Genomic DNA, 14,044 nt, shown 5'->3' with positions numbered 1-14,044 from the left:
AACGGTCTAAGGATTATCCTAAAGGCGTAAATGGTGCTCGGAATTTTGGTATTGCTAAAAGTAAGGGTGACTATATAGCTTTTTGTGATGATGATGATTTTTGGTTACCCGAGAAACTAGAAAAACAAATACCTATTTTTAAATCCCATCCGGAGGTTGGCTTGGTTACTGGTAATATTGAGTTTGTTAATGCTGATGGTGTTCGTACGGGACGTGTTATTACCCAAACAGGGAACCATGGTTATGTGTTTGAAGACTTGCTATTTAAAAATAGGCTTTCAATGATAACGCCGGTTATAAGGCGTAGTGTGATTGATAAAGTGGGTTTGTTTAATACCAATTTTACGCTTTCCGAGGACTGGGAATATTGGCGACGTGTGGCTTATTACTATCCTTTTTATGCCTTGCCTGATGTGTTGGCCTGTGTCCGGAAACACAATTCAAATACCTCCTTGATTGTTACTAACGCTCCTTTTGAACAATATGTGCTGTATCGCAGATTAACTATAGCGCTTTTGGCATGGGGAGAAAACCGTTTTACAAAGGCTGATAGGCAGTTAATAGCAAAAGTGTCTTGGAAACGGTATGGGCAGATACTAAAAAATCATTGTCCAGGTATTAAAAGTAAGTGGTATTTGTTTTATCAGGTGATGTCTAATTCAATGCGACATGGTATGCAGTTGGTTTATTTTTTCTTAAAATATGACGTATTTAAAAGGTAAGTATAATATTAATTTATAAATTTAGTTAATGGCAGATAAGCTTACAACACAGAAATATTGGGAAACTTACTATGAGCATAGTCACGCTAATAAGCAGCATATTAAAACCGTTTGTTCTTATTATAATCCCATCTGGGATATGTTTATAAAGAACCAATCCGATGCTAAAAGTCTAATAGAAATAGGGGGGTTCCCAGGACGATATCTAGCTTATTTAGCCAATAGGTATAAACTTAAACCAACCTGTTTGGATTATAATTCGGATTTGACACAAATAGAAGGTTCTTTTAAAGTTATGGACGTTCCCGATTATCATATTATTCAAGAGGATTTTACAACATATAAACCGCAAATTACATACGATTATGTGATGTCTAACGGTTTTATTGAGCATTTTGAAAATTACGATGCTATTTTAGATTTGCATGTGGACTATATGGCCGATCAAGGACGTTTAATGGTCATGATACCCAACATGAGAGGCTATGTCAAGTTTTATAAGTATTTGGTAGATTATAAAAACCTCAAGGTGCATAATTTAAAATGCATGAAACTTGAAGTTTTTAAAAATTTTGCCACACGTCACAATCTAGCTATTTTACATTTAGATTATTATGGTGGTTTTCCATTGGGTGTTCATCAAAAGAGTAACTTGATGCAAAAGCTAATTTATAAAGGACATCGCTTGATTTTCAAATACTTTGCAAATGAACGATTAGAAAAGTGTCCATCAAAGTATTTCTCATCAGCCATTATAGGTGTTTTTGAAAAGCAATAAAATATGTGCGGATTTCTAGGCGAATTTACCTTTCAACATAACTCCTTAACGGAGTTGGCATCCTTTGAAGCCCTTTTGGCCTTATCCCAACATCGTGGGCCTGACGCTTCGTGTACCACAAGAGGTTCTGGGTTCCAGTTGGGATTTAATCGGTTGGCTATTTTAGATGTTTCGGCACAGGGGAATCAGCCGAAGGAAAGTCCGAGTGGGCGTTATCAGGTGGTGTTTAATGGTGAGCTTTATAACTATCAAGATCTTGCTGCAACCTATGCACTAACTGATTTACATTCTACTTCGGACACAGAGGTCTTGATTCATTTATTAGATGTATTAGGCGTAGCAGCTACTATACCGTTACTGAATGGGATGTTTGCCATTGCCATTATTGATACGGAAACAGACTGTTTGTATCTGACCCGTGATTTTGCAGGTATTAAGCCTTTGTTTTATGGGGTGGCAAATGAAGGTGTTGTTATGGCATCGCAATTTGATCAGGTTTTTAAACATGCTTGGTTTTGTGATTCTTTGGAATTAAAGCCAGAGATTGTAAAAGACTATTTTGGTTTTGGTTATATGCAAGCCCCTAACACTATTTATAGCGGTATTTTTCAGGTTAATCCTGGTGATTTAATACAAGTGAATAGGGCTGGAGAGGTTATACATAAAAGGCTTGTTACTTTTAAAAAAAGACAGGGTCCTAATTTGAAGGACACCGGTTTGTCCCCTATCTTACAAACAGCTGTTTCTAAACAGTTAGTTAGTGATGTGCCTATTGCTACTTTTTTAAGTGGTGGTATTGATAGTCCGTTGATTAGTGCGTATGCCAAAAAGCACATTTCTGATATTGAAGCTTTTACTTTGGCTGTTGATAACCCGGCGCTTAACGAAAGTGAGATAGCCAAGGGCTATGCGGCCCATTTGGATATTACACAGCATATTGTTTCTGTTAAAGAATTGGATTTATTGTTAGAAATAGATGCACATTTTAAAGCCTTTTCAGAACCTTTTGGAGATTATTCTAGCATTCCCACTTATGTTATTTCAAAAGAAGCCAAAAAGAAACATACCGTTATGTTATCTGGTGATGGTGGTGATGAACTGTTTTTTGGGTATCCTAGGATGTTGGATGTTATACGCAAACGCTGGTGGTTTAAAATGCCTTATGTTATTAGGAAGCCATTAGCTCAACTCACTAATGCGCTCGGGATAACCAAAACGTGGGCGCCTTATTTTAAAAATTTTAATGCCTTTGTAACCAATAAGCATTTAAAGTTACCAGCCGCTACTTTGGATGGCGCTTTTCCAGATACCGCCTTTTCACCATCCATGACAGATTTGTATGCGTTTACAAATTCTGATACACCCGCTGTGCTGCATCAACTCCGTTGGAATGAGTTTTATGCACATATGCAACGTGTTTTGGTAAAAGTAGATCGGGCGAGTATGGCTCATAGTCTGGAAGTGCGTGTCCCCTTTTTAGATAAAGCGAGTATTGACTGGGCCTGGCGGCAGCGTGGTGCATTAAAAACAAAACACGATTTAAAGCACGATTTAAAAAGGTTACTAGCCGAAGAAGTGCCAGAATCCTTAATAAACCAAAAGAAAATGGGTTTTACCGTGCCTTTAAAAGCCTGGTTGCATACGGCGTTACAAGCAGATGTTATGCATGCTGTTTTTGATACGCCTTTTTATGGTAAAGAGGTTATAGAGGTATCGGTTTTACAAGCTTATGTTCAGGATTTTTTTGATGGTAAACATGATAATGCCTGGGGGGTTTGGCATATTTATGCTTGGCAGAAATGGTGGATGGCTCATGGGATTATAGAGGGAAGTTAAAAGTGGAAAGTGATAAGTTAAAAGTGAAAAGTGATAAGTGATAAGTGAAAAGTTAAAAGTGATAAGTTAAAAGTGAAAAGTGATAAGTGATAAGTGAAAAGTTAAAAGTGGAAAGTGATAAGTGAAAAGTGGAAAGTGATAAGTGAAAAGTGGAAAGTGGAAAGTGAAAAGTGAAAAGTGAAAAGTGAAAAGTGGAAAGTGACAAGTGACAAGTGACAAGTGGAAACTTAATTATGAATAATGACAAGTGACAATTGACCAGTGGATGATAACGAATGATATGCTTGGTATGCAAGGAAAGGTGGGACTAAAGTTTCTCTATTTTTGAGATTCTTCGCTTTGCTCTGAATGCCAAACGTCTTTTTTATTATATTCGTCCTATATTCAACGCATGACTATAAAAACACCCATACTCCCTAGTAAACAACAGTTTGCTAAAATTGCTAATCAGCCTCACGAACTCGATTTGGAGGCCATTTGTGTTTTTATGGCTACGGGGTTTTTTATGGGAGGTGATACCTATTGGAAGGACGAAGTCTGTTTGCTTCCAGGCCATAACCACAGCATAGACGATGAAGGTTTTTTAGTCAACAGTAAACCCTGGTTTCGTTGGCATTACACGCCACGCGCCATCACCTTTGAAGATACTTTAGAGGAGTACATTCAATTACTTACTACCATAACGAAAGAACAGGTGGGTGATAATCCCGTTATTTTGCCACTGTCTGGTGGTTTAGATAGTAGGAGTCAAGCACTGATTCTAAAAGATTTGCCTAACCCTGTGCATGGGTATAGTTATAGTTTTCAAGGCGGTTTTGCAGAGCATGAGATTAGTAAAGACATTGCGCAGGTTTGTGGGTTTCGCTTTAGTCCCTATATTATTCAACCTGGGTATTTATGGGATTGCATTGATGACTTGGCTCAAATAAATGCTTGTTATTCCGAGTTTACGCATCCAAGGCAAATGGCCGTTTTACCACAATTAAAAGCTATGGACGGTGTTTTTTCATTGGGGCATTGGGGTGATGTGTTGTTTGATCGTGGCGCTCCGGAACAAACGACCGAAGCTGATATTATACCTTTACTTTTTAAGAAAATGGTAAAGCCTAAAGGTATGGAACTCGCCCAGCAGTTATGGCAATATTGGGGCTTGGCAGGCGACTTTACTTCCTACCTCATGGGCCGGATAGAAACCGATTTATCTGCTATTGCCATAGATAACGTGAGTGCCAAAGTTCGCGCTTTTAAAACGAGTCAGTGGGCGCACCGTTGGACGACGACTAATTTAAGCGTATTTGCGGCCGCACATCCCATTACCTTGCCCTATTATGATAACCGGATGTGTGACTATATTTGTACAGTTCCCGAAGCCTATTTGGCTGATAGACGCTTGCAAATAGCCCATTTACAACAAGATAGAGAGCTTGCTCGTATAACCTGGCAAGACCATAAACCTTTTAGCTTAAACACCTATTTATATAATAAAGCCCCTTATAATTTGCCGTACCGGGTTTGGAATAAATTGCAGCGTGAAGGACAAGCCTTTATAGGGAAACCCTATGTACAGCGAAATTGGGAATTGCAGTTTATGGGCGCTGAAAATGACCAGGCTTTACAAAGCCGAATTTTTAATCCAGATTTTCATAGCTTTATTCCCGAATCTCTAGTTCAAGACACCTATCAGCATTTTTTAACAACGGATCCGGTTCATTATGCGCATCCCTTAAGTATGTTGCTGACCTTGTCTTTATGGCATAAACAAAATCAGACATCTCTATGAAGCTATCCGTTGTTATACCTGTTTATAATGGTGCTGATTTTATAGAAAAATCCTACCATTCTATCTTGAGTCAGCAAATACAAGATTTTGAACTTATTTATGTGGATAATAACTCCCAGGATCCGTCTGTTGAATACATAAGAAAAATGGTGCAATTGGACTCTCGAGTTTCTCTTCTAGCTGAAAGTAAGCAAGGTGCTGCTGCTGCTCGAAATACAGGCATAAAACATGCACAAGGGGATTATATTTATATATTTGATGTGGACGATGAAATCTATCCAGGTGCATTACAAAAACTGATTGCTGTTTTAGAAGCCTATCCAAAAACCGATGCCGTTTTTGGAAAAATGGTCAAGTCCTATAAAGGTATTTCAGAAACCCGTAAGCCTGATGACGAAACCCATAAGGTTATAAGAAAAGAACCTCCATATTGGGGTTTGCATTGGTTTTCTAGCTTAAAAACTGTGGTTGGACCACCCGCCTTTTTGTATCGAAAAAGAGTTTTTGATAAAATAGGATTATATAACGAAGCTATACGGAATAATGAAGATACTGCTTTGGACATTAAATTGGGAATGAGTTCACGCGTTGCTTTTTTAGACACCTATGTCTATTTGTATTATAAACATGCAGACTCTACCATTGAGCAGTCTAAACGAAAAACACCACGCGCCTTTATGGTTTGGCCTCGCTTGGTAAAAGAACATCTGCCTTTTTATTTGGAGCAAGACACCCCATTGCGATTTAAAAGTTTGTTATTTAGTCAGTTGTTTCAATCTATGGGGAGGCAAGTGGTTTTTACTAAAGGATTGCACAAGCGACAGGATTTAAAAAAACAGTTATATTTTGATGTGCAAGCCATTCAGATTCCGTTGGTTATTCGCTTATATTTATCCATATTGGTTATATTGCCCTATGAATTTTTACGTAAAATATATGGGTACTATGTTGTACCGTATGCTGTTAAGCAGCTTCTAAACTAAAAATTGAACCATTGAAACCAAACCAATTACTAACACACGCTTTTAAAAAGCTGCTTTTATGGCGCCTCTATAACCGTTATGTGATAGCTAATGCTGTTATTCAAGCCGATATTAAACACACCTTGCAGGTACGTGGGAGCCAAGTGCAATATGCTACTATTGACAAGCAGTTTTACCATGCTATGATTTATTACCCAGATTATGCCTATATTTTTTTCTGGCGGATTAATAAGCTCGGCTATCGTTGGCGTTATTTATTTATGAATGATTTGCCTTGTAAACTATTTAGGAGTACGGAGATTGCTGGTGGTTTGATGTGTTATCATCCGTTTGCCACGGTTATTAACGCGAAATCTATAGGGCGTAATTTTCAATTTCGGAATGGTTTAACTGTTGGTAATAAGGGGAATGATAATAGCCAGTTGCCTATTATTGGGAATGATGTTTCTGTGGGCGCCAACGTGGTGATTATTGGTGCTATCACCATTGGTGATCAGGTTACTATTGGTGCCGGTTCTGTGGTGGTTAAGGATGTGCCTTCCCATTGTGTTGTAGCTGGCAATCCTGCAAAAATTATAAGACGTTTAGATGAGCACTAAAAAAATACGCATTCTTTTTACCATATCTAATTTTAATACGGCAGGCAGTGGTAAAGTTGTTTATGATTTGGTTCGGGGTTTGGATAGTTCCAAATTTGATATTGAAATAGCCTGCGGTAGTGATGCTGGAGCTTTTTTTAAAGAGGTGGCATCTTTGGGGCTTCCTATCCATATTTTTGAAACTAAAACGCCTTATAAACCCTATTTTAGTTTGCTGCCTCGGATATGGGCTATTTCTAAATTTTATAAAGCGCAAAATTATGATATTGTTCATTCTTGGCAGTGGAGTAGTGATTGGACTGAAGCTTTAGCTGCGCGCTTTGTTGGTGTTAAATGGCTTTACACCAAAAAAGCTATGGGTTTTAATTCTAAACATTGGCATATAAAAAGTTATTTGGCTCATTTTATCGTGACTATTAATGATGAGATGCGTGGTTATTTTCCCAATAAACAGCAACAAGCTTTAATTCCTTTAGGTATTGATACCAATTATTATTCTCCTGATGCTGTTTTAAAACCTATTGCAGTTGATGCCACTGCATTTCATGTTATAACAGTGGCTAATTTGGTGCCTGTAAAGGGTATTCAGGTTTTAATGGAAGCTATACATTTACTTCAAGATTCGACTATACGCTTAAGTATATTAGGGGATTGCGACAATGATTATGGTCGTGACATGATGGCTTTAGGGCAAGCTTTAGGGCTGCAGAACCAGGTTCAGTTTCTTGGAAAGCAGTTGGATGTACGCCCGTATATTAAGTCTGCTGATTTATATGTGATTCCTACTTTGGATGAAGGCCGAAAGGAGGGGATGCCTATGGCATTGGTAGAAGCCATGAGTATGGGCATTCCGGTGCTTGGTTCGGATATTACCGGAATAAATTTTGTATTAAGTGATTTTAAACACCTTTTGTTTGAGGCTGGAAATCCAGAAGCTTTATCTTTAAAAATTAATACTATTAAATGTATGGATGTTGAAGCGCAGTTTAAAATAGGGCAGGATTTACGGGTGTATTGTCAAGCACATTTTACGATGGAAGCCTTTATAACCGCTCATGAAGAACTCTATAAAACTTTGTTGAAAGATGGGGCGATTTAATAAACATATTATAGTTGTTGGGAGTGCCCGAAGCGGTACGAGTTGGTTAAGCGAAACTTTGGCGCAACCATACCGGTACCGCATGTTGTTTGAACCTGAACAGGAAACACGTACTAAAAACGGTTATTTATTATGTGATCGGTGGTTCAAAGAACCATCTGATTCGGCAGAAGCCTATGCTTATTTACGGCGTGTATTTAAAAACCGAGTTGATTGTGATTGGATTGCCCAAAATAGCAATCGGAAGTGGAAACGGCATTTGTGGCCTTTTATTCCTAAAAAGTTTATTATTAAGTTTGTTCGGTTTAATTTATCTGCGGTCTATTTATACCAGCAGTTTGGTATTCCCGTGATTCATATTATTAGAAATCCCTATGATGTGATTCGCTCACAACAACAAGTGAAATTTCCTTGGTTGTATGATTTATCGCATTTTGTATCTCAAGACAGGCTGGTACAACTCATACAAGAGCACTTTGGTTACGATATTAGGGCTTATAAAACCCTGTCTCCAGTTGAAATTTTAGCATTGCGTTGGTGTTTAGAAAATGTGATACCGTTAGAAGTTTTGGAGCCTTACACTGGACATATGGAAGTGGTTCGGTATGAGGATTTATCACATGACATGAACTTATTCTATGACTTATGTGACCGTTTTAATTTGGAACCCGTTGCTAATTTGAAAACCTATTATAAACAACCCTCATCCAAGACACACCCAAACAGTGCGTTGGTGACCTCTGAATTAAAGAAGCGGGTTTTGTCAGCAGATGAAATAGCTCAAATTAATACCGTTTTAACTATTTTTAAATCGACTTTATACCCACGTCGCTAAATAGATACCTATGCTATTCAATTCTCTAGACTTCGCTATTTTTCTGCCCTTGGTATTTATACTGTATTGGTTTGTATTTAAGCGTTGGTTGTCTGCACAGAATGTGTTATTGTTAGTAGCCAGTTATGTGTTTTATGCTTGGTGGGATTGGCGTTTTTTAGGGTTGATTGTGTTTAGTACGCTTGTTGATTATACGGTGGCTCGGGGTTTGGCAAAGGCGGAGAAACCCCAAAAGCGGAAGCTATTACTCGGGATTAGTTTGATTTGTAATTTAGGCCTGCTCGGGTTTTTTAAATATTATAATTTTTTTGTGGACAGTTGGGTGGATGCTTGGGGCAGTATAGGCGTGAGCCTGTCTGTAGAAACGCTCTCCATAATTTTACCCGTTGGGATTAGCTTTTATACGTTTCAAACCTTGAGCTATACCATTGATGTGTACCGAAGGCAATTAGAGCCCACCAAGAATATGGTACAATTTGCTACGTACGTGGCCTTTTTTCCGCAATTGGTGGCGGGGCCAATTGAACGCGCCAAGCAGTTGTTACCCCAGTTTTCCAAGCCACGCGTCTTTGATTCTGACTTTGCCATAAGCGGTGTGTCTCTTATTATTTGGGGTTTATTTAAAAAAATGGTAGTGGCTGATAATTGTGCCTTTTTTGTGAATCAGATTTTTGATGGCTCTGGCGGCTATAGTTCCGCAGAACTGTTTTTAGGAGCCGTTTTATTTGCTTTTCAAATATATGGTGATTTCTCAGGCTATTCTGATATTGCCATTGGTGTGGCGCGACTTTTTGGGTTCAACTTAATGACGAACTTTTCATTTCCTTATTTTTCGAGGGATATCGCCGAATTTTGGAGGCGTTGGCATATTTCTCTGTCTACTTGGTTTCGGGATTATTTATATATTCCGTTAGGCGGTTCCAGAGGGCGGATGTGGTTCCAGATTCGGAATGTGTTTATTGTGTTTTTGGTGAGTGGTTTTTGGCATGGTGCCAATTGGACCTTTATTATTTGGGGTGGGATTCATGCCCTTTTGTTTTTACCACTGCTAATTGGTGGAAAAAACCGGAATTATATAGATGGTACGCGCATGCGACTTCGGGAAGCGCCTCGTATTTTACTTACTTTTATATTTGTTTGTTTGGCTTGGATTTTTTTTAGAGCCGATACCGTGACTATTGCTTGGACGCTATTAGAAGATCTTGTTCGATTTGATTCTCTATCGTTAGAATTGTTTTATAGTAGTTCCAAATCGCTTTTATTTAGTGCTATTACTGCTTTAGGCATTTTGGTGTTGCTTTTTTATGAGTTTCGAACCGTGCAAAAAAACAAACAAGAGGTGGTATTGTCTACTTTTCACGTTATATTTATTGCGGTATTAATTGTTTTTATGGGTGTTTATAAGAATCCAGTAGACTTTATATATTTTCAATTTTAATGGGGATTTTTCTACAACGTATTGGTTTTATTTTACTACTATTTATAGGGGTTTCTTCGGCTATCTCATATGGTAGTTTATGGGCATTACGTCAAGGGTCGTTTTACAAGCCCTCATTTTTGGAGCGGCAAATAGAAAGCTCTGCATTTGATTATATTATTTTGGGTTCTAGCACGGGTTTAACAACGCTTAATACGCAGGTCATTGATTCGGTTTCAGGCAAGCATGGATTGAATTTATCTATGGATGATACGAGTTTATCTAGTCAGTATTTGATGCTTCAGCATTTTATTGCATCTGGTAAGCAAACGCCGGTATGTATATTAGCTGCCAGTATCTTGGATTATGATGTTATAGACCATGTGTTAAGCGGGAATGACTATCGTTTTTTACCTTATGTTTCCCGCCCTTATGTTTATGATTATTATGACTCTTTTTCCGGCAGGTCAGCTGGGTTAGCCGCTAATAGTTTGTGGTTCCCCATGCTTGGCGTGGGTTATTATAATGCGGAATTGTTTTATCCATCGTTGGTTAGTTTGGTAGAACCCCAAAAACGCAATCGGTTTGATGCTTATGGGAATTACAGCTATCCTATTACTACTCAAGTTTCGGAATTGATTGTTTCTAGACGCCCCAAAACGCTCCAATTTAAAAACCCCTATTTTAAAAAGATTCAGGATTTATGTGCTAAATATGACATGACCTTAATGGTTTATATACCACCTCATAAAACCTTGGCTGTGGCGACGGGGACTACCTTGTTTCCGGTTATTAATCATTCTGATATTTTAAAGGATACGCGGTATTTTTATGATGATTTTCATGTGAATCGATTGGGTCGGCAGGCCGTAAGTTTGCGGTTTGCGGACATGTTTGCGGGGTTTTAGGGCTTATGGTTTCTTTCTTTAGTAGGTAGGCAAGGTTCCTTCAATCGGCAGATGGTCCCATTGCTGACATATTCCACAGGACTCCTTTTTAGGTTTAATCGATTTTTATGTTTCAAACCCTCCGTCTAGATCTCCTATGGTCGATCTAGCCACCTCCCTTTAACTAAAGGGAGGAGCCAAAAATAGTTAGGGTTTATTGCCTGTGGTTAAAAATTGAAATAGTTGGGTTTGGTTTCGTAAAGATTTTTACCTTTAGATTTTAAAATATGACTTGTTGAAAACCCCCTTAAAAATAGCTATTTACTCTGGAGAAATACCGAGTACTACCTTTATAGAGCGTCTGATTTCAGGTGTGGCTCATGCTGGGCACTCCGTGATTCTTTTTGGTATTTTACGTAAACGTCCAAGCTATTCGTCTCGTGTTAGGGTAGTAGGATACCGATTGAATAGGCTATCCAAGTTTTGGCATTTGATGCGTTATGGAATACTCTTAACCTTGTTTAAAGGTGGTGACAAAAAACGGTTGGATACCTATTTAAAGCAGCAGCAGAAAACTGATGTTTATACCAAAGTCAAATATTATCCTGTGCTATGGTATCAGCCTGATGTGTTTCATTTGCAATGGGCCAAAGGCCTAAAGGATTGGATTTGGGTTCAGGATTTTGGTATGAAATTGGTGTTAAGTCTGCGCGGTGCCCATATTAATTATTCGCCGATAGCCGATGCCGCTTTAGCTGCTATGTATCAGGCATACTTTCCTAAAGTTGATGGGTTTCATGCGGTATCTGGAGCTATTGGATTGGAAGCTCAAAAATATGGTGCCGCCCAAAACAAAATTACTGTTGTATATAGTGGATTACCGGCTTCTGAAATTCAAACAGGCATAGACAAGAAACCGGAGCCTTTGGGTTTACCTGATAAGCCACTGGATATCATTTCCGTAGGACGGCCTCATTGGGTAAAAGGCTATAGCTATGCATTAGATGCCTGTAAAATACTACAAGCACAAGGTTTTGATTTTCATTATACTATAATTGGAGGCGCTAAGGATATTGAACTGGCTTATCAGGTTCACGACTTGCATCTGTCCAAACAGGTGACTTTATTAAATCCACTACCCTATCCTCAAGTTCAAGAACTTATAGCACAGGCCGATTTATTGCTGTTACCTAGTATTAAGGAAGGAATTGCCAATGTGGTATTGGAAGCTATGGCTTTAGGCACCTTGGTTTTAAGCACGGATTGTGGCGGTATGGATGAGGTTGTTCATGATGGTGAGACGGGTTTTTTGGTTCCTATACGGGATTCCCAGGCCATGGCAGCCAAAATTATTGAGATTGCCAATTTGAGCGAGACCGAAACCGTACGCATTCGTGAGCACGGCTTGGAAGTTATAAAAACTAATCATCGTGAGGAACAGATGGTTCAAGGGATGATTGGGCTTTATCATGGATTGTTTGAAGAGTGAAAAGTTAAAAGTGAAAAGTGAAAAGTGAAGCGTGAATAGTGAAAAGTGAAGCGTGAATAGTGAAGAGTGAAAAATTAAAAGTGACTAATGACTACGGCAGGTAGGTGTTGATTTTTGAGGTTGGGAGTAGGGATGAGTTGTGAGTTGTGCGGTGTTGCGTTGACATTGAAATAGAAAAATTGCTATATTATAATGCACATAGGAACTATTATGAAACTTAGAACCATGGGTTTTTACTATATATGAGAGAAAGAACGACATTTAATAAACGTATTGGTCTTGTGTTATCCACGGTGCCGCGCTATTCTGAAACCTTTTTTAGAAATAAAATAAGTGGGTTACAGGATAAGGGTTTTGATGTTGTTTTATTTGTTGATTATTTAGATCCGACCGACTATGATTTTGGATGTCAGGTGGTAGCCGCTCCTCATTTTGGAGGTGGTCTTTTGACGCGCATATGGTATAGTTTTATAGCGCTTGTACAGTCACTTTTTATGCACCCTAGAAGAAGCTATAAATTGTTTGCTTTAAATAAAGCCGATGGCATCCATTTAAAAGCTAATATTAGACAACTTATTTTGAATCAGTTTTTTTTTAGTCAGAATGTGGATTGGCTTCATTTTGGATTTGGCATGTTGGCTGTTACGCGTGAAAATGTGGCGCAAGCCATGGACGCAAAAATGGCGGTGAGTTTTAGGGGTTATGATTTGTATTTGTCGCCTTTGAAACATCCGGGATGTTATGATTTATTGTTTAAAAAGGCCGTGCGTTACCATGTATTGTCTGAAGAAATGAAACAGACTTTGGTTGATTATACTATTTTGCCTCGTAATATTCAGGTGATAACACCTGCTATTAATACGCAGTTTTTTAAAGGGCATGGATTGGCTAATGCTAATCCCGTGTTGCAGTTAATTACTGTTGGACGATTGCATTGGAAAAAAGGATTGGAATACACCCTGGAAGCCTTGGCGCTGTTGAAGGCTGCGGGTATTGCTTTTCATTATACCATTATTGGTGCTGGGAGTGAACGCGAGCGTCTTGTTTTTGCTGCACATCAGTTAGGTTTACTGGATTGTATTTCATTTATGGGAAAACTACCCCAAGAAGCGGTTAAGCGGCAACTAGAAAACGCCTCTATTTATATACAATACAGTATTCAAGAAGGTTTTTGTAATGCCGTATTAGAGGCTCAAGCAATGGGTTTGCTTTGTGTGGTTAGTGATGCTGAAGGTTTGCAAGAGAACGTGTTGCATGCTGAAACGGGCTGGGTAGTTCCTAAACGACAGCCCCAGCTTTTAGCCAAACAATTGGTACAGGTTATTGAGCTTTCCGCAGACGATAAAGAAGCTATAAGAACACGTGCCATACGACGTGTTCGGGATGCATTTAATCTTCACAAACAGCAAGCCGCATTTTTGACGTTTTATAATAGGTAGAAAGCTAATATTATAATAATTTTCTATTTTAGATATTATAGTTTATCCATCTTATCTTTTTTACTCACATTGCTTCTTATGACGCTTTAAGGTGTGCGTGAAAACACTTATTTATAAAGTTCATTTTTTTCATTGATAAAGATCCTGCGCTTTGCTCTGGACAGGCTTCCCAAATCTGCC

The 14,044-nt window shown here is 38.6% G+C and carries 12 protein-coding genes; all 12 read left to right on the top strand.

What is annotated here, in order from left to right:
- Positions 1-722 (top strand): glycosyltransferase (locus ACN0QX_RS13870; protein WP_417197808.1); only part of this gene is annotated, 722 nt, incomplete at its 5' end.
- A 28-nt stretch (positions 723-750) separates the two neighbouring features.
- Complete coding sequence (locus ACN0QX_RS13865; RefSeq protein ID WP_417197806.1) at positions 751-1,500, top strand: methyltransferase domain-containing protein; 750 nt, start codon at positions 751-753, stop codon at positions 1,498-1,500.
- A 3-nt stretch (positions 1,501-1,503) separates the two neighbouring features.
- Positions 1,504-3,336 carry an asparagine synthase (glutamine-hydrolyzing) gene (asnB, locus tag ACN0QX_RS13860; protein ID WP_417197804.1) on the top strand — a complete coding sequence of 611 codons (1,833 nt, stop codon included), beginning with the start codon at positions 1,504-1,506 and terminating at the stop codon, positions 3,334-3,336.
- 391 nt (positions 3,337-3,727) lie between these two features.
- Positions 3,728-5,116: an asparagine synthase-related protein gene (locus ACN0QX_RS13855; RefSeq protein ID WP_417197802.1), complete on the top strand. Its 1,389-nt coding sequence runs from the start codon at positions 3,728-3,730 to the stop codon at positions 5,114-5,116.
- Positions 5,113-6,099, top strand: coding sequence for a glycosyltransferase family 2 protein (locus ACN0QX_RS13850; protein WP_417197800.1), 987 nt, complete (start codon positions 5,113-5,115; stop codon positions 6,097-6,099). Before ACN0QX_RS13855 ends, ACN0QX_RS13850 begins: the two co-directional genes overlap by 4 nt.
- An 11-nt stretch (positions 6,100-6,110) precedes the next feature.
- Entirely contained in the window at positions 6,111-6,698 is a 588-nt protein-coding gene (locus ACN0QX_RS13845) for a serine acetyltransferase (protein ID WP_417197798.1), read from the top strand.
- Positions 6,688-7,797, top strand: coding sequence for a glycosyltransferase (locus ACN0QX_RS13840; protein WP_417197796.1), 1,110 nt, complete (start codon positions 6,688-6,690; stop codon positions 7,795-7,797). Before ACN0QX_RS13845 ends, ACN0QX_RS13840 begins: the two co-directional genes overlap by 11 nt.
- Positions 7,784-8,632, top strand: coding sequence for a sulfotransferase family protein (locus tag ACN0QX_RS13835; RefSeq protein WP_417197794.1), 849 nt, complete (start codon positions 7,784-7,786; stop codon positions 8,630-8,632). Before ACN0QX_RS13840 ends, ACN0QX_RS13835 begins: the two co-directional genes overlap by 14 nt.
- Positions 8,633-8,642: 10 nt before the next feature.
- The gene (locus tag ACN0QX_RS13830; RefSeq protein WP_417197792.1) at positions 8,643-10,070 is read left to right on the top strand and encodes an MBOAT family O-acyltransferase; all 1,428 of its coding nucleotides are present in this window, start codon (positions 8,643-8,645) and stop codon (positions 10,068-10,070) included.
- A complete protein-coding gene (locus ACN0QX_RS13825; protein ID WP_417197790.1) occupies positions 10,070-10,957 on the top strand; it encodes a hypothetical protein in 888 nt (295 codons plus the stop codon). Before ACN0QX_RS13830 ends, ACN0QX_RS13825 begins: the two co-directional genes overlap by 1 nt.
- Before the next feature lie 274 nt (positions 10,958-11,231).
- The gene (locus ACN0QX_RS13820) at positions 11,232-12,425 is read left to right on the top strand and encodes a glycosyltransferase family 4 protein (protein WP_417197788.1); all 1,194 of its coding nucleotides are present in this window, start codon (positions 11,232-11,234) and stop codon (positions 12,423-12,425) included.
- Positions 12,426-12,667: 242 nt separating this feature from the next.
- Positions 12,668-13,864: a glycosyltransferase gene (locus tag ACN0QX_RS13815; RefSeq protein WP_417197786.1), complete on the top strand. Its 1,197-nt coding sequence runs from the start codon at positions 12,668-12,670 to the stop codon at positions 13,862-13,864.
- Positions 13,865-14,044: the final 180 nt, after the last annotated feature.

Source organism: Bizionia sp. (assembly GCF_048259285.1).
Classification (GTDB): Bacteria; Bacteroidota; Bacteroidia; order Flavobacteriales; family Flavobacteriaceae; genus Algorimicrobium; species Algorimicrobium hallyeonense.
The sequence above is the reverse complement of the archived record's forward strand: the minus strand, read 5'-3'. Positions and strand labels throughout refer to the sequence as shown.

Coding starts and splice junctions, on each gene's coding strand:
- ACN0QX_RS13865 (WP_417197806.1), top strand. CDS start 751: ATGGCAGATAAGCTTACAACACAGAAATATTGGGAAACTTACTATGAG.
- asnB (WP_417197804.1), top strand. CDS start 1,504: ATGTGCGGATTTCTAGGCGAATTTACCTTTCAACATAACTCCTTAACG.
- ACN0QX_RS13855 (WP_417197802.1), top strand. CDS start 3,728: ATGACTATAAAAACACCCATACTCCCTAGTAAACAACAGTTTGCTAAA.
- ACN0QX_RS13850 (WP_417197800.1), top strand. CDS start 5,113: ATGAAGCTATCCGTTGTTATACCTGTTTATAATGGTGCTGATTTTATA.
- ACN0QX_RS13840 (WP_417197796.1), top strand. CDS start 6,688: ATGAGCACTAAAAAAATACGCATTCTTTTTACCATATCTAATTTTAAT.
- ACN0QX_RS13835 (WP_417197794.1), top strand. CDS start 7,784: ATGGGGCGATTTAATAAACATATTATAGTTGTTGGGAGTGCCCGAAGC.
- ACN0QX_RS13830 (WP_417197792.1), top strand. CDS start 8,643: ATGCTATTCAATTCTCTAGACTTCGCTATTTTTCTGCCCTTGGTATTT.
- ACN0QX_RS13825 (WP_417197790.1), top strand. CDS start 10,070: ATGGGGATTTTTCTACAACGTATTGGTTTTATTTTACTACTATTTATA.
- ACN0QX_RS13815 (WP_417197786.1), top strand. CDS start 12,668: ATGAGAGAAAGAACGACATTTAATAAACGTATTGGTCTTGTGTTATCC.